The 23,224-nt window shown below is 53.9% G+C and carries 17 protein-coding genes and 1 rRNA gene; 13 read left to right on the top strand and 5 right to left on the bottom strand.

The window, feature by feature from the left end; translation table 11 throughout:
* Positions 1-48: 48 nt before the first annotated feature.
* The 5 genes from PUT07_RS32655 to PUT07_RS32675 form a co-directional block, all read right to left on the bottom strand.
* Entirely contained in the window at positions 49-1,203 is a 1,155-nt protein-coding gene (locus PUT07_RS32655; protein WP_274472978.1) for an MBOAT family O-acyltransferase, read from the bottom strand.
* A gap of 122 nt (positions 1,204-1,325) precedes the next feature.
* Positions 1,326-2,225, bottom strand: coding sequence for a hypothetical protein (locus PUT07_RS32660; protein ID WP_379241187.1), 900 nt, complete (start codon positions 2,223-2,225; stop codon positions 1,326-1,328).
* A gap of 138 nt (positions 2,226-2,363) precedes the next feature.
* Positions 2,364-3,563, bottom strand: coding sequence for a hypothetical protein (locus PUT07_RS32665; protein WP_274472980.1), 1,200 nt, complete (start codon positions 3,561-3,563; stop codon positions 2,364-2,366).
* Positions 3,564-3,570: 7 nt separating this feature from the next.
* Entirely contained in the window at positions 3,571-3,828 is a 258-nt protein-coding gene (locus tag PUT07_RS32670; RefSeq protein WP_274472981.1) for an acyl carrier protein, read from the bottom strand.
* Positions 3,829-3,852: 24 nt separating this feature from the next.
* Positions 3,853-7,083 (bottom strand): FG-GAP repeat domain-containing protein, encoded by a 3,231-nt coding sequence (locus PUT07_RS32675; protein WP_274472982.1) that lies wholly within the window; start codon positions 7,081-7,083, stop codon positions 3,853-3,855.
* A gap of 306 nt (positions 7,084-7,389) precedes the next feature.
* On the opposite strand from PUT07_RS32675, the gene PUT07_RS32680 reads away from it, so the two are divergent.
* The 13 genes from PUT07_RS32680 to PUT07_RS32740 form a co-directional block, all read left to right on the top strand.
* Positions 7,390-9,915 (top strand): U32 family peptidase, encoded by a 2,526-nt coding sequence (locus PUT07_RS32680; RefSeq protein WP_274472983.1) that lies wholly within the window; start codon positions 7,390-7,392, stop codon positions 9,913-9,915.
* Positions 9,916-10,357: 442 nt separating this feature from the next.
* Positions 10,358-11,395, top strand: coding sequence for an ABC transporter ATP-binding protein (locus tag PUT07_RS32685; RefSeq protein WP_274472984.1), 1,038 nt, complete (start codon positions 10,358-10,360; stop codon positions 11,393-11,395).
* Positions 11,388-12,104 carry an ABC transporter permease gene (locus PUT07_RS32690; protein WP_274472986.1) on the top strand — a complete coding sequence of 239 codons (717 nt, stop codon included), beginning with the start codon at positions 11,388-11,390 and terminating at the stop codon, positions 12,102-12,104. The genes PUT07_RS32685 and PUT07_RS32690 overlap by 8 nt, the downstream gene beginning before the upstream one ends.
* A gap of 5 nt (positions 12,105-12,109) precedes the next feature.
* Positions 12,110-13,498 carry a GldG family protein gene (locus PUT07_RS32695; protein ID WP_274472987.1) on the top strand — a complete coding sequence of 463 codons (1,389 nt, stop codon included), beginning with the start codon at positions 12,110-12,112 and terminating at the stop codon, positions 13,496-13,498.
* Positions 13,495-14,427, top strand: coding sequence for a DUF4340 domain-containing protein (locus tag PUT07_RS32700; protein ID WP_274472988.1), 933 nt, complete (start codon positions 13,495-13,497; stop codon positions 14,425-14,427). The genes PUT07_RS32695 and PUT07_RS32700 overlap by 4 nt, the downstream gene beginning before the upstream one ends.
* A gap of 500 nt (positions 14,428-14,927) precedes the next feature.
* Positions 14,928-15,152 carry a hypothetical protein gene (locus tag PUT07_RS32705; RefSeq protein ID WP_274472989.1) on the top strand — a complete coding sequence of 75 codons (225 nt, stop codon included), beginning with the start codon at positions 14,928-14,930 and terminating at the stop codon, positions 15,150-15,152.
* Positions 15,153-15,179: 27 nt separating this feature from the next.
* A complete protein-coding gene (locus PUT07_RS32710) occupies positions 15,180-15,977 on the top strand; it encodes a spore coat protein (protein ID WP_274472990.1) in 798 nt (265 codons plus the stop codon).
* 173 nt (positions 15,978-16,150) lie between these two features.
* The gene (locus PUT07_RS32715) at positions 16,151-16,615 is read left to right on the top strand and encodes a DUF6130 family protein (protein ID WP_274472991.1); all 465 of its coding nucleotides are present in this window, start codon (positions 16,151-16,153) and stop codon (positions 16,613-16,615) included.
* A 179-nt stretch (positions 16,616-16,794) separates the two neighbouring features.
* Positions 16,795-17,496 (top strand): heptaprenylglyceryl phosphate synthase, encoded by a 702-nt coding sequence (locus tag PUT07_RS32720; RefSeq protein WP_274472992.1) that lies wholly within the window; start codon positions 16,795-16,797, stop codon positions 17,494-17,496.
* A gap of 3 nt (positions 17,497-17,499) precedes the next feature.
* Positions 17,500-19,836, top strand: a complete 2,337-nt coding sequence (gene pcrA / locus PUT07_RS32725) for a DNA helicase PcrA (protein WP_274472993.1) — start codon at positions 17,500-17,502, stop codon at positions 19,834-19,836.
* A gap of 57 nt (positions 19,837-19,893) precedes the next feature.
* A complete protein-coding gene (gene ligA / locus PUT07_RS32730; RefSeq protein ID WP_274472994.1) occupies positions 19,894-21,915 on the top strand; it encodes an NAD-dependent DNA ligase LigA in 2,022 nt (673 codons plus the stop codon).
* 33 nt (positions 21,916-21,948) lie between these two features.
* Entirely contained in the window at positions 21,949-22,920 is a 972-nt protein-coding gene (locus PUT07_RS32735) for a DUF1835 domain-containing protein (RefSeq protein WP_274472995.1), read from the top strand.
* A gap of 240 nt (positions 22,921-23,160) precedes the next feature.
* Positions 23,161-23,224: ribosomal RNA gene (locus PUT07_RS32740) — 16S ribosomal RNA — on the top strand; the annotation flags it as partial.

Genomic DNA, 23,224 nt, shown 5'->3' on the forward strand with positions numbered 1-23,224 from the left:
TAGGTACACCTCCATAAATGGTAAACAACCACACAAATTATACCACTATCATCCTGTAAAATGAAGCAAGCCTTTATAGATCCGGAGAACGGTTTCGTAATTGGAGCTATAAATGATGACGGAGAACGTTACTAAAGCTTGGGTCACGAAACAGCGGAAATAAAAGTAAGCTTTGGACACTTTCTTTTTGTTGACGGTCGTGATTTTGAATAGATTTTCGATAGCCAGAATGATGCCGTGATACAGCCCATAAAAGAAATAGAGCCACGTAAAGCCATGCCATAGGCCGATCAAGACCATGATGAGCACGGATAAGCCGGAGGCGACCCAGCGGGACGGCGCGGTGCGGGAGAAGAACATGAAGATATGGTCCCGGAAGAAATCGCCTAACGTCGCGTGCCAGTTGCGCCAGAACTGCGTCATCGAAGGCGATAGAAACGGACGCTTGAAGTTCTCGGGCATCGTATAGCCCATCAACCGCCCGAAGCCGATCGCCATGTCCGAGTAGCCGGAGAAATCGAAGTAGATGATCGCATAGAACCAAACCAGCAGAAAAAGCGATTGATGCGTATGAAGTTCCTGCTTCAGCACTTGATCGAAAATGCCCGTCATCCACGTGACCAGCACGATTTTCTTAAATAAGCCCTGAATGATGCGTTTGACACTAGCCTCGAAGAGGGCGGCGTCAACGGTATAAGGCTTCTTGCTGTCGGCCATGAAATCGCGGAATTTGAGTATCGGTCCTGAGGTGAAGGTGGGCACGAACAGTATGTAGTTCGCATAATCGATGGCGGGCACTTGGCCTTCTTTACCGAAGAAATAAGCGAAATAATAAGCGTCGATCACTTTCAAAACGTTATAGATGAGACCTAAATATATGACCGCCTCGAACAGCGGATTGTGGAAGATGCCCATTACGAATAGTCGGACACCGAGGAACACCCCGATAATATTGGCGGCTAAAGCGAAGATGAAGAGTGCTTTGCGCCATACGGCCGTTCTGCACAGCCATACGAAACCGGCATAATTGATCAAGGTGAAAGCCCCGTAGAAAACAAGCAGCTTCTGGCTGTACAGCAGCAGAAAGCAGAGGCTGAATATGATCATAAGAATACGTTTGTTATCAGCCCACTTCCGGGTGAGCATCAGAACGGCAACCATGCCTGTCATCGCGATAATTGCGTTCATTTGCATATAAAACATAAACGGTGAACTCCTCGCTTGGCATGCTTCATGCTTCTAGAATTTCTCGTAGATAAATAAGCCTTTGCCGGTGAAATAGATGAAAACCAGGTACAACATCACGAGATAGACGAGCACCTCGGCTACTTTCCTAAGGATTTTAACCATGTGTCTACCTCCTTCGTGAATAGCGGAGCGCCATCTTCCCGGTTCAAGTGAACAAGATCGTGAAAGTACTTAGGTTCGTACGTATGCATCAAATCCAGGAACGGCACGTTCGCAGCTTTCAGCTGACTGTTGACGGCTTCTTTGAGCGAAGCCATATACGGCGGATCGGCATAGCCTTTGTTCCAAGGCATCCATATCACGCGGAGACGAAGCTGATGGTCCTGCGCATACTGAATCACCCATTGCATGGCATCGAGATTGTCTTGGAAATCTTTCAACTGCATGGCGCCGAAGCGCTTGTCGTAATCGTCCCATTTGGTCTTCAGGAAAGCGTCGTCCTTGCGGCCGGGGTACAATTCTTTGTCGATCCAGCGCGGCTCGTAGGCGAGGCTGCCCTTCAGCAACTGCCGGGCGAATTCTTCGCCGGAATCCCTGAAATAGTCGCGGTACGCATAGACATAGGGCTGGTACCAAGGCTTAAACCATTGATAAGTAGGGTCGGTTTCGAGCGCGTCCAGCATCGTATGCACATCGATGCCGACGACGAGTTCGTCGCGAATATCGTATAGACGATGCTCCAGAATACCCTGGAGGTCCGTGATTTTCCCGTAGGACAGTCCCATTTCGACGAGATGGGCGTCGGACTTGTCTTCGATATAGGCACCGGTAACGGCCGAATTACCGAAGAAAACCGGACCCGTTTGGGACCAGCCGTGGTGATAAAGCGTTTTGGTAAAATCGTTCTTGTAGAAACGGCGCGAGCTAACCATCGGATTCCACCAGGACACGAGAAGGTCGGAGATGACGATCGCTAGCAGCAGGCCGAGCACGAAGCTATTCTTTTTCAGGAAGGTGGCTGCTTTCAACGGAATCACTCATTATCTTGGATTAGGATGGGGGCCCACAGCTGACTTCCATACGGTTCAGAGGTCGGCGTGCGGGCCCGCGTAAGGTTATGGGTTGATGTAAGGCGGTATGATAAGCTCGCCCGTTAGAAGACGGCTATAGCAAGCTTACAGCGCCTTCTCCTGCCAAGCATGGTACTGCTCGCGGAAGGCCACCGGCCATTGCTGCTCGTCCAGGCCATATTGAGCCAAGAAGGCGAACGCCCAACGCTCAATGCCGAAGCCTACACAGCCGGTAACGGCGTTGCGCTTGCCCATTTTGATATTAAACGCATTGCCGAACGTGTTGCTGTGGAAATTGACGGAGGAGCACGCGATAGACTTCTTCACGTGCGGAATCGTCAGGCGCAGTTCGTACTTCATCTCCTGATTCCGCTGGAAGGACGCTTTCACTTGGAAATCGTTCGTGAAGAACGGATCGTTGGCAATCTCCAGCATGGAATCGACGTTCCATTCGACCGCTAACTCTTTGAGATACTCGATCGACTTCAAGCGGTTTTCCTTGACGAAATCAGGCTTGCCGACGAAAATGATTTCGCGCATGGAGAAGTCCAGCAGCCGCCCGAAATCGCTGTGGTTTTTGGACTCGAAGCGATGGCACTTGGCGATAGCTGTGACGACGATGCCGTCTCCTTCGAGCGTTTCATTCTCCAAGCCCTCGTAGCAATGGTAGCAAGTGGAGGGATTCATCATGAAATTCGGTTTCACCATGTTAGGATCAAGGGCGAGCGGCTCCTCTTGCTTCCACCCGCCTGCTTCGCGGATCGATTGCGAGAAGGACTCGATGACGTCCAAATCCTCGCGCAGATGCGTAACGAAATGGATGTGCTCAGGGAACGAGGTGAAATGGTTCGTTTTGTTCAGTGTATGGCTATGAATAACCGCCGGATATTGCTCTTCCTGCATGCCCTCGAAACGCTTGGCAATTTTGGTCACGAACGAGTAATCGAGGAATCTCATCAGGCTGGAGAACGGCTCGCGGAAAATGAACAGACCGGGCTCCAAGATCTTGATGGCTTTGCGCTTCACCAATTCGGCGATAATGTCGCCTTCGTACGGCGTATCCACCTTATGCTCGAACAGGATATTTTCTTTGAAGCCGAAATCACCGTGGGAGAAACGCTCAATAAGACGCTGAACCCGTTCGGTAATGCCTTCGTTGCCTTTGGGTGAGTTGTGCGTAATCACGATATGCCCGTCCTCAAGGGCGATATCCTGAATGTGCTCATCGGCGAAGGCGGATGCGTATTTCACTTGTCCATGCTGGCTTTCGGCCAAGCCCTCCAACGAAATTCTACATGTCATCATGAGTGGGTTACCTCGCAGTCTTCTTGGAAATAAAATCGGCAATTTCGCTTACCGTGTTCAGGGAATACAGCATCAAGTCCTGGTTAGTCACTTGAATGTTGTACGTTTTCTCAATATGGGCGATCAGCGCCGTTGCGCCGATGGAGTCGATAAACCCGTAATCGAACAAATGTACGTCAACGCCAAAATCGTCGTCGTCCTCGGCAATTTCATAACGCTCGCGAATATGCTGCTCAAGCTCCGCTAGTAAGTCTACATTAGACATGTTGGAAAGCCTCCTGATTAATGTTTATTTGGTGCTGAACGATAGGGTCGTTAGATCGCCATATCGGGTAATGGTGTAGAAACGGCCGCTTGCGTCATAATCGATATCGGCATCGCCTGCCTCGAACTGGAGCTCCACTGGGCTGAACAGCTTAACCTGCTGCAGACCTGCCGCTTTCAGCTTGAGCCTGTACTTGCCGGCTTGCTTCGTCAAGGCGAATGGCACATTGGCCCGCACGATGTGCAGCCGGTCTTGGGCCGGCGCAATGGCGATCGTAGAAGGCTTGGCCAGGCCGACATAGAACCGGTTATCGATGGCCGTATATGTATCGGAATCGCTTTGGAGCGAATACAGCGCCATCTTCTCGCCTTTGTCGACGACAACCCCGAGCGTTCCGGCGTACTCGCCGGCTAAGTCAGGTACCCCGGCCGCGTTCGGCGTCAAGGTGGCATGAAAGTGCGGGCTGCCGCCGGGCAGAAGGTCTTTGAGCCTGTCCCATAAATAGGAAGCCCATGACTGGCTGATCCGCACGTCGCTGGTCATGGCGTTCAGAAACGATTTGGCCATTTGTTTCTCGGTCATAAAATTATAATCATGCCTCGTACGAAGCTTATCAAAGTAATCGGCGAATTGCGTCAAGTCCGCAATCTTGGACGGTACGGGAAAATGGTACTCGATGTGCTCGAAATAATCAATCGGCATATCCAGCTTGACCATCGACTGGAATACGTCGGTCGTCGCATAATCGCCTGTCCGCAGCACGGGTGTCGGCGTATGAATCAGCATGGTGCGCTCCGTGCTGCCTTGACCGTCCTGCAGCAGGAACGGCAGCGACCAGACCGACTCCGGACGGGAAATGACGGGCGATTCGGACGGCAGGAAGCCGAAATTGTACCATACGCCGTCTTGCTCCTCATTACGCAGCGTCTGCGTCTGATCTTCGTTATTTACGCGCCAGGTATGCTGATTCGTGCCGGGACTCCGCCAAGGAATGCCCAGCTTATCGAAGGCCTTCTTGTGGAGAGCCAGCTCGGTCCGCTCTTGTTCGGCGCTTTTGTAATTGTGCACGAAGACATGCGGATCAAGATCCAAGTGATTCTCTCGCGCGTACTGGATGAATTGCTTTAACTCTGCTTGATACGGAAATTGCGGATCGTCGATGGCGACGGGCGATCCGAATTCGATGCCGCCGACAATCAAATCGTCTTGGCCGTCGTGATTGAGATCCAGCCATAGCGGCACGGCGTTATGACCGGCCACCAAGGCACGGCTGCCGACTTGGTTCAAGGTTGTGCCTTCCAGGGGACCCGTATTCGTCCAGGCGCCGTTTGCGCTCTGGACGTACACCTGCAGGTCCCCGTCGGCGCTGCCGACGACGAGATCGAGCCGTCCGTCGCCGTTCATGTCGCGGGCGGCTGGCGCGGCGTAGGCGTTGGTCAGCGTCAAGATCACGCTGCCCGCATCCAGATCAAGGGCCGCTGCGCTGCGGCCCTTGTAGAGCCACACTCGTCCGTCGGCTCCGCCCAGGACGAGGTCGAGCTTGCCGTCGCCGTCGATATCGGCGACAGCCGGCGCTGCAGGCCCTCCGGCCAGCTGCAGCGCCTTCCCGCCCGCGCGCACGGCCGCGGGCTTCGCGAACCTGCCGCCGGCCGTCTGCGGCAGCGCCAGCACGGCGCCGGACTCGTCGGAGACGACGAGGTCCGGGCGCCCGTCCCCGTTCACGTCTGCGGCGTGAACGGCGGTGTAAGGCTTCAGCTGGAGCGGCTCGCCGGATTCCAGCTGAAGCTTCGCCGGCGCCCCGAACGTATCGGGCGGCGCCAAGCCTTCAGGCAGCGGCTCGATTGCGTACGCCGCCGCCTGCGGTCCTTGATTCGTGTAGACGTACACGAATCCGTCGGCGCTGCCGGCCAGCAGATCCATGCGGCCGTCGATGTTCATGTCCGCGGCGGCCGGGTACGCGCGGTAAGGCAGCTCGATCGCGCTGGAGAGATCGCGATATTGCGGGAACAGCGCCTGCCGCAGCGGCTTGCCGTCAGCCATCACGTGCAGTCCGCTCGCGTAGCCCGAGCCTGGCAGCTCGCCGATGAACGCCGGCTGCGCGCTCGTTCCGGTGTTGAGCTGCACCGTCACGCTCTCGCGCCACTGCCCCCAGTAGAAGGCGTTGCGCACCAGCGTAAAGGACGGGATTTCCTTATATTTCTTCAGCTCTTCCGCCCATGCGATGCCATCCTTCTGCCCGATGGCGGGCATCGCCTCGAAATGGTTCTGGAAGGCCATTGCCGGCCTGCCGTAAGGGCCGAGAATTTTGCGGACGCTGTAGCCGAGCGTCTCTTTGGCCACATAAGCAAGGAGCTCGCTGCGGTACTGCATGTTCGCCGCGGCAAATTCAAAGTTGAAATAGGGTCCCAGCGGCAGCGCTCTTTTATTGAAATAAGTCGTTCCCGGCGTCTGTTTGGCGCCTGCATCATAGGCTGCGGCCCACTGGGCGAAGCCTAGACTGGCATCCATGCCGCTCTGCATATCGAAACCGGTAGAAAAGTAACGATTCGGCAAAAAGTTGCTGGAAATGAGCACGGCCCCTTTCCCTACACGGTTATGCAAGGAAAGTGCAACCGGTTGGCCGGACACGTTCATCGCTACGATCGTTTGTCCTGAGGACGGAACGAAGCCATACCCCATGTGAAAGCCCGGAAGCTCCGCGGCGGTGTGATGCTTGAAGTAGCTTTCTATAAATAATTGAAACGTTTGCTGCAAGCTTTGCAGATTAACAGGCACTTGAGGATAGCTGAAGCTCTGGGTAACCGCGGCTGTCTGCGGCGCTCCCAAGCCGGTCAAGCTGGACAAGGGCATCTTCTGCAAGTCGACGATCTCGGCGGCGCCTAAAAAGTCTAGCGGCAGCACCTTCGCGAAGCCGTTCTCGGCGAGCAAATGCCCGCCTTCCTGGACATAGCGGATGAGTTGGGGAGCCAGCTCGTTCCAAGCGGCATCCTGTGCAAGGGCGGGGTCCAAATAAATGGCGTCGTAAGCGCGAAGCCGTCTGGCAGATAGACCGGCCAAAGGCTGTTTATCGACGGATACGCCGGCTTGCAGCGTTTGCTGGAAATTACCGTAAGCCGCTGTATCGTAAGATTCGCCGCCGGTTGCATAAAGAAGCTTGGTTTCCTCTATTTTTGGCAAAAATAGAAGTAGGCCGATTACGGCAAGGAGACCGAGGCCTAATCCGAGCACAATTTTTAACATGCGAATTTTCGACAAAACCAAAAGGATCCCTCGATTGCTATAAAGGTCACTATCCTTGACATTATAGCATTCATGGGTAAGTTTGTTAACTTTTATAGGGCGGCCCGGCGGACAGGTAACGTTTGGAAATGACGCGGAGCATGTCGGATCGTGGCTTTGTTTGGCATTGTTCGGCCCTAGCATCCTGCCTATCGTTTCTGTTACACTAAAGAGACAATGACAAACAACTTGAAATTGTGAGATTGTCTCCTAGGGGAAGACTATGCGTGTTTCCTGAGAGTCGATTTAAATATGAGAGTTTGATTGAAAGGATTTGCTGCCATGCGTACGATACGCAGAGAAGATATAGAATTGTTGGCCCCTGCGGGGGATTGGGATTGTTTGCGAGCGGCTGTTGCCAATGGTGCGGATGCCGTGTTTTTTGGCGTGGAGAAATTCAATGCCAGAGCGCGCGCGCATAATTTCACGATGGCGGAGCTGCCGGATATTATGTCGTTCCTTCATCTATATGGGGTGAAAGGGTTCCTGACCTTTAACATCCTTGTATTCGAGGAAGAGTTGAGTGAGGCCAAGCAGCTGATTGAGGCTTGCGTCGATGCGGGTGTGGATGCGGTGATCGTGCAGGATTTGGGTCTTGTCAAAATGATACGTGAAATCTCTCCGGATTTCCCGATTCACGGCTCGACGCAAATGACGATTACTTCGCCGGAAGCCGTTGAGTTCACGAAGCCGTTCGATATCGAGCGGGTGGTCTTAGGGCGTGAAAATAATTTGAAACAAATCAAACAAATTGGCGATCAGGCGAAGCTGCCGATGGAAGTATTCGTGCATGGGGCGCTCTGCGTTTCCTATTCGGGCCAATGTTTGACTTCCGAGATGTGGGGCGGGCGTTCCGCGAACCGCGGGGAGTGCGCGCAGGCGTGCCGCTTGCCTTACGATTTGATGATCGACGGCGTACAGAAGCCGATGGGCGATGTGGCGTACTTGCTGTCGCCGAAGGATTTGGCGGCGCTGGAGCTCGTGCCCGAGCTGATTGAAGCGGGCGTCTGCTCGTTCAAAATTGAAGGGCGTCTCAAAACCCCTGAATATGTAGCGAATGTCGTGAGCAAATACCGCCGCGCGATCGACCGTTATTTCGACGGTCAGGATGTGCGTCCTTCGACGGAAGAACTGCGGGAGCTGCAGCAAAGCTTCTCGCGGGGCTTTACGGTCGGGTTCCTCAATGGAACGAACAACAAACAGCTCGTCGACGGCACGTTTCCGAAGAGCCGCGGGGTGTTCGTGGGCCGCATCAAGCAGATTTTACGCGATGGCGTAATCTGCGAGTTAGAGGCTCCGATTAAGCGCGGAGACGGCCTTGTGTTCGATGCAGGGGATCCGACGAAGAAGGAAGAGGGCGGACGTATATACGATTTGCGCCGCAAAGGCGAGAAGCTGGAAGGCGAAGCCGAGGGCGGCATCATTGAGATCGTCATGGGCCGCAACGATGTCGAGCTCAGCCGTCTGCATGTCGGAGACCGCATCTGGAAGACGAACGATCCGCATTTGGACAAACGGCTGCGCCAGACGTTCGAGACCGACAAGCCGTACCGGACGTTCCCGGTCAGCGTGAAGGTGACCGGCAAGGAAGGCGAGCCGCTCAGAAGCTGGTGGACGGACGTGCAGGGCGGGCATACGGTCTTCGTCCAATCCGAGCTGCCGCTCGTTCGCGCCGAGAAAAGACCGATGGACGAACAGCTCTTTGCGGACCAGTTCGGCCGCCTTGGCGGCACGATCTACGCGCTGGACGCGCTGGACGTGCAGTTGGAAGGCGAGCTGATCGTACCGATGCGCGAGCTGAATGCGATGCGCCGCAGCGCGGTGGAGCTGATGGAAGACGAGCGCCAGAAGCCTCGGGCATACATCAAGCGCGAGGTCGGCGTATACGATGACGTGCCGGTGACTGCCGCGGAGCAGCCTGAGCTATCCCAGGCCGAACGCAGCGCGGTGAAGCTGACCGCGCTGTGCCGCAACCTTGATCAGGTGAAGGCCGTGCTGGAGACGGACGATGTCCAACTGATTTATGCGGATTTCGAATTCATTAAGCAATTCCCTGCGGCGGTTGAAGCCGTTCATGCGGCAGGACGCCAGATTGCTCTGGTGACGCCGAGAATTCATATGCCGGGGGAAACGGGCTATTTCAACCATATATTGAAGCTGAAGCCGGATGCGGTGCTGATTCGGAATACGGGCGCAGCCTACTTCTTCCTGAAGCATCGGCTGGAGCATCCGAACGAGCATCAGCCTGTATTGATCGGGGATTTCTCCTTGAACGTGGCGAATCACAAAACGGCCGCACTTTTCCTGGAAGCGGGGCTGTCTACGGTGACGCCGTCCTACGATTTGAACATTCAACAGATGGTCGATCTGCTTCGCCGCGCGGAAACGTCCAAGCTGGAAGTCGTGATTCATCAGCATATGCCGATGTTCCACACGGAGCACTGCGTATACTGCACGTTCCTGAGCGAAGGCACGGATTATACGAATTGCGGCCGCCCTTGCGAGGAACACCGCGTTTCGCTGCAAGACCGCGTAGGGATGTCGCATCCCGTGCGGGTCGACGAAGGCTGCCGCAACACGGTTTATAATGCGGTCGATCAGTCGGGCGCGGAGTATTTGAACCATTTCATGGATCTCGGTATCCGCTCCTTCCGCGTGGAATTCCTTGAAGAGACGCCGGATAAGGTGCACGAAATTTTAGGCTTGTACCGCCGGGCGATTAACGGGGAGATCAGCGGCACACAAGTATGGCGCTCCTTGAAGGCCACGAATCAGTTGGGCGTTACCCGCGGCCAGCTGGTGAAATAAGGATGGTGAAGAACCATAGACACTTGTTGTCTATGGTTTTTTTTGTGCCAATGGGCGGCTCGGATCGGCCCTAGCCGCTAACGGACATGGCGGCCCTTATTTGATGAAAATGGGTGATCTCTGTAATGTTAACGGACACCGGCGCGGTTATTTGCCAATAAGAGGCTGATTTACTCTGAAATCATCAGATAAGGTCACGGGTGTCCGTTAGCTGTGAAATGCTAGACTTTTTGCGAGCATAACGACTGCAGTGTCCGTTAGATCTACAGTCGGTCTCCGGCACCTGTTGGTTCCTTTGTGTTGATCGCGCTTTTATTTCGTTCACAATTTGGACACAATTTTTTAATGTTTTTTTCAGATTGGCTTAAGGTTGGTTTATTGTTCCACGCGTATAGTGATGATGGTTACTAAGAACGCAAAAGTATGAATGGGGGATCATTGGATGCTTGAGGTCAAACAAGTCAGCAAGCTGTACGAAAATGATCGCGGCGTACATAACATCGACTTCTCGATGCAGCGCGGCGAAATCGTCGGCTTCCTAGGGCCCAACGGTGCTGGCAAAACAACGACAATGCGCATGATCACGGGTTATTTGAATCCGACGCACGGCCAAATCTTGATAGATGGCCACTCCATGGCGGACAACCCGAAGAAAGCGCGCCGCAAGATCGGCTACTTACCCGAAACACCGCCGCTCTATCCGGAGATGACGGTGCAATCTTACCTGCGCTTTATTGCGAATCTGCGCGATGTCCCGGCGAGAGAGCAGAAGCTGCGCGTCGGCGAAGCGATCGACAAGCTCGGCCTGCAAGGGCGCGAGAAGCAGATCATCCGCTCCCTCTCGAAGGGCTACAAGCAGCGCTTGGGCCTTGCGCAAGCGATTCTGCACAAACCGGATCTGCTCGTTCTGGACGAGCCTACGTCAGGTCTCGATCCGAAGCAGATCATCGAAATTCGCCAGCTGATCCATGAGCTGGGCGAGAACCATACCGTGCTGCTGAGCACGCATATTCTTCCGGAAATTAACGCGATCTGCAACCGCGTTCTAATTATTAACCAGGGCCGCGTCGTGCTCGACGAGCGTCCTGAGCATCTCGGCCGCACGATGGGCGAGACGTTCGAGGTGTCGCTCGAGGTCAAAGGGCCTCGCGAGCGGATTATTACCGAGCTGAGCAGCCTGGAGACGGTCGCCGCCGTCAAGGAGCTCGACGCTCCGGCAGCTGCCGATGCGGTGGAAGCTTCGGCCGGCGATGCCGCGTCTGATGAGAAAGACACAGGCTCCGTGAAGCTGCTCGTGACTTCAGCGGACCGCTCCGATATCCGGGAGGATCTGTTTTTCCGCTTGGCCGGCGCCGGTTACCCGATTCTCGAGATGAAGCGGGAGAGCCTCAGCCTTGAGGAGATATTCCTCAAGCTGACGACGGACGAGCCTGGTGAAGTAGGCGCCGCAGCGCAAGAGGAGGGCGATACCGATGCGTAAAATTTGGGCGATTTGTTCCAAAGAGCTGCAAATGTATTTCTTCTCGCCGGTTGCGTACGTAGCCTTCGCATTCTATGTGCTGCTGTCGAGCTTCTTCTTTTATGTCAACTTCGTTGCCGGACAGCCGCCGATTGTCGATGCGCGTTCCGTTGTCGGCAATACGTCGTTCGTGTATCTGTTCATCATTCCTCTGCTGACCATGCGTCTGGTTGCAGATGAATTCCGTCAAGGGACGGACGAGCTGCTGTTGACGTCGCCTGCCGGTATCGGCCAAATCGTAATCGGTAAATATTTATCGGCTTTCATCGTGCAAGTGGGGCTTGTGGCGATCTCCTTGATCTATCCGCTCATCATGTCCGCGTTCGGCGAGATGGATAAGCCTGTTCTGTGGCTGTCCTATTTGAGCATGTTTCTGATCGGCTGCGCGATGATGGCGATCGGGCTGTTCGCGTCAAGCTTGTCCAACAACCAGATGGTTGCCGGTATTACCGGATTCGTCATTTTGCTCTTGCTGTGGCTATTGGATTGGGTCGGCGCAAGCATGACCGGCAAGCTGAAGGATTATGTCGGTCAATTCTCATTGACCAGCCATTTGTCCAATCTGCAGAAGGGCGTTCTGCACGGGGGCGACATCCTTTTCTATGTCACGTTGACGGCGTTGTTCCTCGTGCTTAGCATACAAGTTCTAGAAAGAAAGCGTTGGAGGTGAGCGGGATGAACAAGTGGATACGGGGAACGAATGCGACAGTTTTATCCATCGCGGTGATCGGTATTTTCATCATTCTGACCATTTTCCTTCACTCGCTGAAAGGCTTTCAGGTCGATTTGACGAAAAACAAGAACTTCACGCTTTCGGAGCAGACGGTCAATACGCTCAAAAATTTAAATCAAGACATTCATGTCATTGCCTTCACGAACAGTGGGGATAACAATGAATTCGTGACGCGCCAAGTGACGGATATGATTCAAGAGTATAAGAAGGAAAGCTCCAAAATTACGTACGACGAGTACGATATGCTGAAACAGCCTTCGATGGCCAAGCAGTATGGCGTCGATCAAGGCGGTACGCTTGTTTTCGAATTGGGAACGAAGAAGCAGAACGTGAACTTCTATGAGCTTTTCGTTGGCCAACAGGACGGTTCGTACACGTTCTCCGGCGAAGAGAAGTTTACACAGGCTATTACGAGCTTAACTTCTACGGAGAAACATACGGTTTATGTGCTATCCGGACACCAGGAATATCCGCTTAGCGCGATGACGGTTCTGAGAAGCTCGCTGGAGGCCGCCAACTACACGGTGAAGGACCTTAATCTGTATGTAGCCGGCAAAATTCCGGACGATGCCGAGATGCTCATGCTGCTCGGGCCGCAGAACGACCTGAACGACAAAGAAGCGGAGCTCATTCAGGCGTACTTGAAGGACAAAGGCAAGATCTACATGGCGCTAGGCTTCAACAAGGATATGGCGACCAAGTGGAAAAATATCGATGCCATCATGAAAACCTACGGTATCCAGGATCAGCACGCGATTGCCATCGAGCCGAAACAAACTTCGCTCTATGATCCATTGACGATTATTCCGGACTACGGTTTCCATGACATTACCAATAAGCTGTCCGACAACAATCTGGTGACGATGCTGTCGCTTGCTGTAACGCTGAATGCCGATCAAAGCGCGCCGGATTTCACCCAATCGCTGCTGCTTAAGACGACCGACAAAGCGTATGGCGAAACGGACATCAACTTGTTGGCGCAGTCCAAGACCAAGCAGGATGACACGGATGTCAAAGGTCCATTGAATTTGGGCTACGCCATTGCGAACAAGGACAACAAGCCGAAGGCGGTTATTCTCGGCGGATCGACGTTCGTACTGGATCAAGATATTCAAAATCAAGGCAACAAGGATTTCGCCATGAACAGTATCGGCTGGCTCCAGGAGCAGAAGGATCAGATTACGATTCGTCCGCGCCAAGGGGACGCGTTCCAGCAGGCGATGATTACACCTAGCCAAGCCAATACGATTTTCCTCGTAACTATCGTGTTCTTGCCGCTTCTGTTCCTGATCATCGGCGGTTTGATCTGGTGGAGGAGGAGAAGAGGATGAAACGGTTTATTCCGACGATTCTGTTAGTCGTTATTTGTATCGGCGGTTTCTGGTACGCTTCGAGCAAAAACTTCTTTCAAGAGAAACAAGAAGAACCGAAATCTCTTCTCACGCTGAAGCAGGAGGATGTGCAGTCCCTGTCGCTTAAGACCGAAGCGCAGGAGATCGAGTTAAGCCGTACGGACAGCGGTTGGGAGATGAAGAAGCCGGCTGCTGTCCCGATGAATACAAATCAAGTCGATTCGTGGCTGGACATGCTGGGTCTGGTCCAATCGACCAAAGTGGTCGAAGCGTCTGCCGGCAACCTGGCCAATTACGGCTTGGATAAGCCCCTTGGAACGTACCGGGTCACGCTGAAGGACGGCTCCAAGAAAGGGATTTCGGTAGGAACGGCGCTGCCGATCGAAGGCTTCTCCTACGTTCAGGTGGAGGGATCTCCTGCCGTCTACCAAGTCAGCGATCAATCGCTGTCTTCCTTGAACAAAGCGCCGGTCGATTTCGCCGATACGAGTCCGGTCAAATTCGAAAGCGACAAGGTGCAGGCCGTGAAGGTCACCTGGAAGGGCCAAACCTGGACGCTGACGAAGACGGACAAAGACAAGGTTACTGCGGAAGCGAATTGGAAGCTTGGCGATAAGGAGCTGAAGGGCTCGGAAGCAAGTCCTTTGCTCGATGAACTGATTTTCCTGCATAGCACGGAGCTCCCGCAACCGGCGGCGCAGCAGCCTGCCGCAGGCGGCGAGCTGAAGGTCGAGCTGACGCTGACGGCCGACGGCAAAGACGTGACGGAAGTTTACGAAGGCAAGCTGAGTCAAGACCAAGTCTGGGTGGCCAAACAGGGCGGGACATGGTCCTACCAGCTGCCGGCGGCAGACATACAGAACATAGCGGATGCCTATGCCGGCAAGACGGCGCAGCCTGCGTCCTAATCGAACAACCCCCTGCAGCTATGCTGCCCGGGGTTGTTTTTTTGCTTCTCTCGGCTAAGCGACACAGGAGGGAAGCCTGCCGAGAAGCTGCCTCATAGCATCTAACGGACACAGCGGCTGTTAAACGCGTGATCATCGGCACAATTCGAATCTAACGGACTGTGAAGTCCCTATTTCCCCGTTCTAGGGTAAAGCTCCCTCTGGTATGGGGAAATAGCAGCACTGGTGTCCGTTAGAATCTCAAATCGGCCCGGGTAGGCCGAATAAGGTCTGCTGTGTCCGTTAGCCGGAGCGGAGCTCCGTTGCCGGCCTGTATGCTGCCCGTTAGCAATGAATGCAACGCTGTTCGCAAGGATACCGTTCAATGTGTCCGATTTGCTAGGCGAGGGTGTCTAAAGAGCTGCGGCACCCGCCTATTAGGTTTTTTTTACCAAATGGAAATAAAACGGAATATTTTGGGAACCCTACTTAGCAAGGAATGGAAAGGAGGTAACATTCACATGTACAACAATCAAGGAAACCAAACCATTACCGGCAAAGAGCTCTCGTACCTTGCGGATACGCTGAAAAACGAGGAATTGTTAGCAAAGCTTTGCGTTCAGGGGGCTGCGAATTGCCAAAGCCAATCTTTGAAGCAAACTTTGTCTCAGCTGTCCCAGGAGCGGCTGCAGAATATCAGTACGCTGATTAACACGATGCAGCAGCAGTCTGGCATGACCCACTAATAGACAACCAGAGGAGGTGCTAATAGCATGTATCAATCCAACTCGTACCAACAACAGCAGCAACAGCAACAGCAAGTCCACCTGCAAGAGCAGGATTTCGCTAACTTCGTTCTCTCCGAGCTGAAACGCAGTGCAAGAGAATACACGACAGCAGCGCTAGAAGCGGTTAACCCGCAAATTCGCCAAACCTTCCAAACGTTATTGCAAAAAACATTGAACGATCAAGCCGCCGTATTCCAGGAGCTGCAAAAGCTTGGCGCATATGAGGTCCAACCTGCGGATCAGCAGCAAATCCAGCAAGAGCTGCAGAAGCAAAGCCAGGCCGCATCCAAGCTGCAATCTTTTGTTCAGCAGAGCTTGAGCAATAACACAATGATGGGTTATCAACAGCAACAACAGCAACAACAAGAATCCGTTGGGATTTCTCAAACCCCGGCCTATACGCAGCATCAGCAGCCGCAGAGCCAGCATCAGAACCAGATGGCAGCCTTGTATCAAGCCCCTATCCAACCGGCGATTACAGCGTCGCAATATCCGAACGCCGTATATAACAACCAAGGGCAAGGTTATGCATCCGCTAATCAGCAACAAGGCTACGGCTCCGTTCAAGGGCAGAACACGATGCAAGAGCATCAAGGCTACGGCCAATCGAGCTACGGGCACACTCCAAGCTACGCGACCTCGACCGGCCTCGGAGCTGCAGATCAAGCCGGCATGATCGGCAAATCAGCCAATCCAAGCATCGCTTCCCGCCAATCCTCGCATGTGACTGGGGAAAGCTCCTATATAAACAAACAGCATGAGGGCAGTAAGTATAGCTTCTAGCTCCTGTTACGCTCCCTTATCGCCTCTAACGTTCGCAGCCTGCTGCGGGCGTTTTTCTTTTCTTTCCGTAAATTTGTCCATCTTTTCTCAGAATGATGGTATGGAACCTGCTTGTCACACATATATAAGAGACAAGGATGTCCAATCTCATGGGAAAAGGGTGTAGCTACGATATGAAAAAAACATGGATTTATGGCGCAGCCGCTTTAATGGTGCTGGGAGCAGTGACAACCGCATGCGGTTCCAAAGAGGAGGTTGTGAGCACGACGGGAGCGGGTCCCAAGGTGGCGACGACGGTGACAGGCAGCCAGGCGGAGAGCAGTGTGAAAACGATCGCAGCGGGGGCCAAGCCCTCCATTGATGCGCAAGTTGCCAAGGTGGACGGTAGAAATGTGACGATCACCTACCAGACGTCGAACTTCCAATTGTCCGATCAGTCGATGGACAAAGCCAATGTACAAGGTCAAGGGCATCTGCACTTGTATGTGGACGGGAAGCAGAAAGCGATGATTGGCAAAACAGGGCCGCTTACGCTTAACAATCTGGCGACAGGCAAGCATGAAATCCGGCTCGAGCTGCAGCAGAACGATCACAAAGCATTGAATGTCGAGAAGATTCTTAACGTCGAAGTGAAGTAATAGGAACGTTTGTGCGTATTCGTGCGGAAAACTGGCTTGTGTGAAGATCCGGCGACACTGCACGCATATTCTGTGAAAAGACGGGCTAAATGCCCGTCTTTTGTCATTTGACACACCCGTATAGGTAGCATAGACTGTTGATAGTATGGCAGGATTGCCGCCTAATCGGAGGGAAACAATTGATCGTCGATATACGTAAGTGGAAGCATGTCTTTAAGCTGGACCCGGATCGGGAACTAACCGATGAGGCGCTGGAACGCGTCTGCCAATCGGGCACGGATGCCGTGATAGTCGGCGGGTCAACGGGGGTTACATTCGATAACACCGTGGAGCTGCTGGCGCGGATTCGTCAATATGAGGTGCCATGTGTGCTGGAAATTTCCAACCAGGAGGCGATTGTGCCGGGCTTTGACCTCTTCTTCATTCCGGTAGTGCTCAATAGTGAGGATCCGGACTGGATTGTCGGCCAGCATCATGCGGCGTTGAAGGAGTACGGTTCCATGCTGAACTGGGATGAAATTATAACGGAGGGCTACATCATTCTGAATGGTGAAGCTGCGGCCGCCCGGCTGACCAAAGCCCGCGCCGACTTGGACGCCAGAGATGTTGCGGCATACGCGCGCATGGCGGACAAGCTTTTTAACATGCCTATTGTGTATTTGGAATATAGCGGTTCGTTCGGCGACCTGGAGCTTGTGCGGCGGACAGGACAGGTGCTTGAGAATGCCCGGTTATTTTACGGGGGCGGCATCGACAGCCTGGAGAAGGCGCAGCAAGCGGCGGAAGCGGCCGATACGATCGTCGTTGGCAACATTATCTATAGCGATCTGGAGCAGGCGCTTCAGACGGTGAACGTGAAATTCGATAGAACAGGAAGGTAACTTATGAACGAGACAGTCAATATTTTAGATGCGATAAAAAGGTTGAACCCTCAGCAGCGCAAAGCGGTCGAAGCGGTTGACGGGCCGCTTTTGATCATGGCGGGAGCGGGCAGCGGGAAGACCCGCGTGCTTACGCACCGGATCGCTTATCTGATCGGCACGCACAAAGCGGCGCCATGGAACATCCTGGCGCTGACGTTTACGAATAAAGCGGCCCGTGAGATGCAGGAGCGTGTGGGCAGGCTGGTCGGCGGAAGCGGGAACGACATCTGGGTGTCCACGTTTCACTCGATGTGCGTCCGTATGCTGCGCAGAGACATCTCGCGTATTGGCTTTACCTCGAACTTTACAATTCTGGATTCCGGCGACCAATTATCGGTCATTAAAGCCTGCTGCAAAGAACTGAACATCGATACGAAGAAGTTTGAACCCAAAACCTTTCAAGCGGCCATTTCTACAGCCAAAAACGAACTCATCTCTCCTAAACAATTCGAAGATAAAATCGGCGATTACTTTGACGGGCTGACCTCTAAAATATATACGCTGTACCAGAAAAAACTGCGAAGCAACAATTCCCTTGACTTTGATGACCTGATTATGGCAACCATTCAATTGTTCAAGGAAGTGCCCGAGGTTCTGGATTATTATCAAAATAAATTCCAATATATCCATGTAGACGAGTATCAGGATACGAATAGGGCGCAGTATATGCTCTGCCAGATGATTGCCGCCAAACACAAGCGCATCTGCGTTGTTGGGGACAGCGATCAGTCCATTTACCGTTGGCGCGGGGCCGATATTACGAATATCCTCAACTTCGAGCAGGACTACCCGGATGCCACCTCGATTCTGTTGGAACAAAATTACCGCTCGACCTCGAATATTTTGCAGGCGGCGAATAAGGTCATTGCCAACAATACGGGCCGTAAGCCCAAAAATTTGTGGACGGACAAAGAGGGCGGCGTAGGCATCAAGCTGTTCCAAGCGGATTCCGAGCATGAAGAAGGCTATTTCGTGACAAGCGAAATCAACAAAAACAAAGCGAAGGGCAAGAAGTTCGCGGATCACGCCATCTTGTACCGAACGAACGCCCAGTCCCGGGTTATCGAGGAAATTCTTATCAAATCCGATATTCCGTATACGATCGTCGGCGGCGTCAAGTTCTACGACCGTAAAGAGATCAAAGATATTTTGGCTTACTTGCGCCTCGTCTCCAATCCGGATGACGATATCAGCTTGAGCCGGATCGTCAACGTGCCGAAGCGGGGCATCGGCGATACGACGATGGACAAGGTAGCGGCCATGGCTGCGCAACGGGGGATTTCGCTCTTTGCTATGCTGGAGGAAATCGACATCCTGGAGATCAATACGAAAGCGAAGCATGCGCTCAGCGGTTTCCGCGAAATGATCGATAATTTGAATCGGATGGTCGAATACTTGTCCGTAACGGAGCTTACCGAGAAGGTGCTGGAGCTTTCCGAATACCGTATGGAAATGCAGCGCGAGAATACGATCGAATCCAAGGCCCGCCTCGAGAATATCGAGGAGTTCCTGTCCGTGACGCAGGACTTCGAGAAGCGCAACGAGGACAAGTCCCTCATCTCGTTCCTGACCGATTTGGCGCTCATCGCCGATATCGATACGCTGGATAAGGATGAAGACGCCGAGCAGCAGGACGCCGTCGTCTTGATGACGATGCACAGCGCCAAGGGTCTGGAGTTCCCGGTCGTCTTCATCATCGGGATGGAGGAAGGCGTCTTCCCGCACAGCCGCGCTTTCTCGGATAACGAAGAGCTCGAGGAAGAGCGCCGGCTGGCATACGTCGGGATTACGCGTGCCGAGGAAGAGCTGTTCCTGACGTGCGCCCGCATGCGCACGCTCTTCGGCCGCACCGCCGCCAACGCGCCATCGCGCTTCCTGCAGGAGATTCCGCCGGAACTCCTGGAGAAGGTCTCGATGGGAGGCTCCATCGGCGGCGGCTTCTCCCGAGGCGGCCGCACCAGCTCGTTCGGCAGCTCGGTAACGAGCCGCGGCGGCAGCGCCGGCTCGTCCGCCTGGGGCACGCCGTCCTCGTTCGGAGGACGGACTAGCGGCGGCGCTGCTGCGCCAAGCTCTCCACCGGCAGCGAAGGTGCTGCCGTTCCGCGCTTCGCAGCCTGCCGCAGGCGGGGCGGTGCAGGATTACAGAGCCGGCGACAAAGTGTCGCATGGCAAGTGGGGAATCGGCACCGTCGTGTCCGTGAAAGGCTCGGGCGACGAGACCGAGCTGCAAATCGCTTTCCCGGCGCCTGCGGGCTTGAAGCGCCTGCTGGCGAAGTTCGCCCCGATCACGAAGGTATAGGGGCGGGTAATCTCCGCTTTGGAACACCCATTTCCCATTAGAGAGGAAGAGCCCGTAATGACAGATGCCATCGCGGCAATGCAAACCCTCATCCAAGAAATCAACAAGCACAACCACAATTACTACACGCTCGATAATCCGACCATCACGGATGCCGAGTGGGACGCTTTATACAATAGATTGGCTGCGCTGGAGAAGGAGACGGGCGTGATCCTCCCGGCTTCGCCGACGCAGCGCGTAGGCGGCGATATTCTCAAAGGCTTCGAGCCGCACCGCCATCTGGCGCGTCTCTGGAGTCTGGATAAAGCGCAGAATGCCGAAGATCTGCAGAACTGGCATGCGCGCGTGCTTAAACTGATTGCCGATTACAACGGCAAGAATCCGGCAACGCCGCTGCCGGATCCGTCGTACGTCGTAGAGCTGAAGTTTGACGGACTCACTCTGAACCTGACGTATGAGGGAGGGCAGCTCAAGCAGGCATCTACGCGGGGGAACGGCACGGTGGGCGAGGGCATTCTCGCGCAGATTAAGACGATCAAATCGATTCCTTTGGAAATTCCGTACGATCAAGGGACGATCGAAGTGCAAGGCGAGGGCGTCATGTTCCTGTCTGTGCTCGACGCATACAACCAGACCGCTGCCGAGCCGTTGAAGAACGCCCGCAATGCGGCGGCCGGAGCGCTGCGCAACCTGAACCCGAGAGTGACGGCGGAGCGCAAGCTGAACGCGTTCTTCTATAATGTAGGTTACTCGGATAACATTCAGTTCCAGAACCATGTCGAGATGGTCCAGTTTCTAAGGGACAATCACTTCAAAGTCAGCAACCGCACGCGGTACTTCGACACGATTGAAGAAGTGGGCGCGGAGCTGGAGCGGATCGCGGAGGAGCGCGCAAGCTTTGACTTCCTCATCGACGGAAGCGTCGTGAAGCTGACGGATATGCGCACGCGAGAAGTGCTAGGATACACCGAGAAATTCCCGCGCTGGGCGATTGCGTATAAGTTCGAGGCGGAAGAAGCGACGACGATACTCCAAAGCGTGTCCTGGGAAGTGGGACGCACAGGCAAAATTACGCCGCTGGCGCGCGTCGAAGCCGTCGATCTTGCCGGTGTCACCGTGCAGAACTGCACGCTGAACAACATCGGCGACATCGAGCGCAAGAACCTCAAGCACGCCTTGGGCAGTCTGGTCTACATCCGCCGGTCCAATGACGTCATTCCGGAAATTCTCGGCAAAGTGACCGAGGAGAATGACGGCGGTGAAATCGTCGCACCGACGCATTGCCCTGCCTGCGGCAGCGAGCTGGAGATGCGCGGCGCGCATCTGTTCTGCCCGAACCGGCTTGGCTGCTCGCCGCAGCTCGTCGGGCGGATGGCGCATTTCGCTTCGCGCGATGCGATGGACATTGAATTTTTCAGCGAAATGACCGCCTCACAGCTGCATCAGGAGCTTGGCGTCAATGATCCCGCGGATCTATATACGCTGCAATTCGAAGATCTCGTTAAGCTCGACCGCTTTGGCGAGAAGAAGGCCCGCAATCTGCTGGGCGCTCTAGACAAAAGCAAAACGCGCGACCTTGCTTCGTTCTTATATGCCTTGGGTATCCCCAATTCCGGCAAAACGACTACGAAGGTGCTCGCGGACCATTATCGCAGTCTCTCCAAAGTTATGGAGGCTACGCCGGAAGAACTCATCACCCTGCCGGATGTGGGCGGGATTGTGGCGGACAGCATCTATTCGTTCTTCCGCGATCCTGTCATGGTGTCCAGCATTGAGCGCATGCTGGCCGCAGGCGTTGCTCCGTTTGCCGAGGAGCCTGCGGTCGTTCAGGCGAGTCCGGACCATCCTTTTTTCGGCAAGACGATCGTCCTGACAGGTACGCTTTCGACGATGGGGCGCGACGAATGCGCCAAGAAGCTGGAAGCGCTCGGAGCGAAAATCACCGGCAGCGTGTCCAAAAAAACGGATATCGTGATCGCCGGAGAGAGCGCCGGCAGCAAGCTGACCAAAGCGCAGGATTTAGGCATTCGAATCATCGATGATGAGCAGGAGCTTTTGCGGTTGCTGGGTGAAAGTTAAGCTAATTTTAATTTGATGTAAAGGGGCTGCGCCATGCCGAAGTATGTGCATATCGTGAACGGGGACGCATTTGGGAACAAGCTGCGCGCTACCGGACTTGACGGCGTCATCTTGGTATGGCGCGAGTCTCTATATGAAGGACCTGTCGGCATGCAAATGTCCGATCGTGTCCTTTTATCTAACCGGGCTTCTTATATGTATCGCAAGCACGGGATACCTGAGGGCGAGTTCAAGTCGATCTCGCTGGAGCAGGAGCGTCAACTGGATCGATTTGCGGAGGACGCGGATGAGATTGTTTTTTGGTTTGACCACGATCTTTTTGATCAATTGATGCTTTGTTATTTGTTCATGCGCTTGCGTTCGGCTCGGCGGTCTCATGGTCTCTCTTTGATTATGTACGATGCGTCGGCGGAGTGCGATTGGGTTGGGCGGTACGAAGCGAGGTCTAAAGTCACGGAGGGGCAGCTTAGACTTGGGGGCCAGGTATGGAGGGCTTATTCAGCTCCTGAGCCGCTTGCTATGGCTTCATTGTTGAAGGACGATCTTTCGGTCCTGCCTTATTTGAAAAAAGCTTTGGAGGCTAATATAGGACGTTATCCGTCCGTTACGAACGGCCTGAGCCGTCTGCAACAGCTCATTCTGAGTGAATTGGAACATGGTGAGAGGTCTGTCTTATCTTTGTTTCAACATATCAGCGCGAAGTGCGGAGAGTACGGACTAGGCGATTTGCAGTTCTGGAGCTTACTGGAGCATCTTCGAACGTGTAAGCACCCCTTGATCGCAATAACGGGAGGAGATTGTCTGCCGAAGTACAATGATCCTTTGCCAGAGGGATTCAGTGAATGGCGAGTAAGTTGGACGGAGATGGGGAAACTAGTCTTTACAGGTAGCGAAGATCAGGTCTTACGGAATGGCATCGATGATTGGATCGGCGGCGTTCATTTACGGGGTTCGAGCTCTGTTTGGCGCTGGGACGCTGGCAACGGCGGGTTTCTGAGGGGTTAAAAACTTTTTTTGAACAGGTGCTTGCAATTCGTTTCGAAACCTGATAGTATATGTTCTTGTCACCGCAAGAGCGACACATTAACGCTTTAAACGGTAACCGAACTAAAGCTCTTTGAAAACTGAACAAATGAATGAACAATCAGCACAATAGTCGCGTTAAGCGACAAAATGAGATTAATAATCTCGCTAGCAAGTCAATTGAGCTATTCAGCTTTCAATAAGGACGAGCAATCGTCCACTATTATGGAGAGTTTGATCCTGGCTCAGGACGAACGCTGGCGGCGTGCCTAATACATGCAAGTCG

The organism is Paenibacillus sp. MAHUQ-63 (assembly GCF_028765165.1).
Taxonomy (GTDB): Bacteria; Bacillota; Bacilli; order Paenibacillales; family NBRC-103111; genus Paenibacillus_E.

What these genes read in the sequence shown, in the direction of transcription:
- PUT07_RS32655 (WP_274472978.1), bottom strand. Translation starts at nt 1,203, where the DNA reads ATGTTTTATATGCAAATGAACGCAATTATCGCGATGACAGGCATGGTT.
- PUT07_RS32665 (WP_274472980.1), bottom strand. Translation starts at nt 3,563, where the DNA reads ATGATGACATGTAGAATTTCGTTGGAGGGCTTGGCCGAAAGCCAGCAT.
- PUT07_RS32670 (WP_274472981.1), bottom strand. Translation starts at nt 3,828, where the DNA reads ATGTCTAATGTAGACTTACTAGCGGAGCTTGAGCAGCATATTCGCGAG.
- PUT07_RS32680 (WP_274472983.1), top strand. Translation starts at nt 7,390, where the DNA reads ATGCGTACGATACGCAGAGAAGATATAGAATTGTTGGCCCCTGCGGGG.
- PUT07_RS32685 (WP_274472984.1), top strand. Translation starts at nt 10,358, where the DNA reads ATGCTTGAGGTCAAACAAGTCAGCAAGCTGTACGAAAATGATCGCGGC.
- PUT07_RS32690 (WP_274472986.1), top strand. Translation starts at nt 11,388, where the DNA reads ATGCGTAAAATTTGGGCGATTTGTTCCAAAGAGCTGCAAATGTATTTC.
- PUT07_RS32695 (WP_274472987.1), top strand. Translation starts at nt 12,110, where the DNA reads ATGAACAAGTGGATACGGGGAACGAATGCGACAGTTTTATCCATCGCG.
- PUT07_RS32700 (WP_274472988.1), top strand. Translation starts at nt 13,495, where the DNA reads ATGAAACGGTTTATTCCGACGATTCTGTTAGTCGTTATTTGTATCGGC.
- PUT07_RS32705 (WP_274472989.1), top strand. Translation starts at nt 14,928, where the DNA reads ATGTACAACAATCAAGGAAACCAAACCATTACCGGCAAAGAGCTCTCG.
- PUT07_RS32710 (WP_274472990.1), top strand. Translation starts at nt 15,180, where the DNA reads ATGTATCAATCCAACTCGTACCAACAACAGCAGCAACAGCAACAGCAA.
- PUT07_RS32715 (WP_274472991.1), top strand. Translation starts at nt 16,151, where the DNA reads ATGAAAAAAACATGGATTTATGGCGCAGCCGCTTTAATGGTGCTGGGA.
- pcrA (WP_274472993.1), top strand. Translation starts at nt 17,500, where the DNA reads ATGAACGAGACAGTCAATATTTTAGATGCGATAAAAAGGTTGAACCCT.
- ligA (WP_274472994.1), top strand. Translation starts at nt 19,894, where the DNA reads ATGACAGATGCCATCGCGGCAATGCAAACCCTCATCCAAGAAATCAAC.
- PUT07_RS32735 (WP_274472995.1), top strand. Translation starts at nt 21,949, where the DNA reads ATGCCGAAGTATGTGCATATCGTGAACGGGGACGCATTTGGGAACAAG.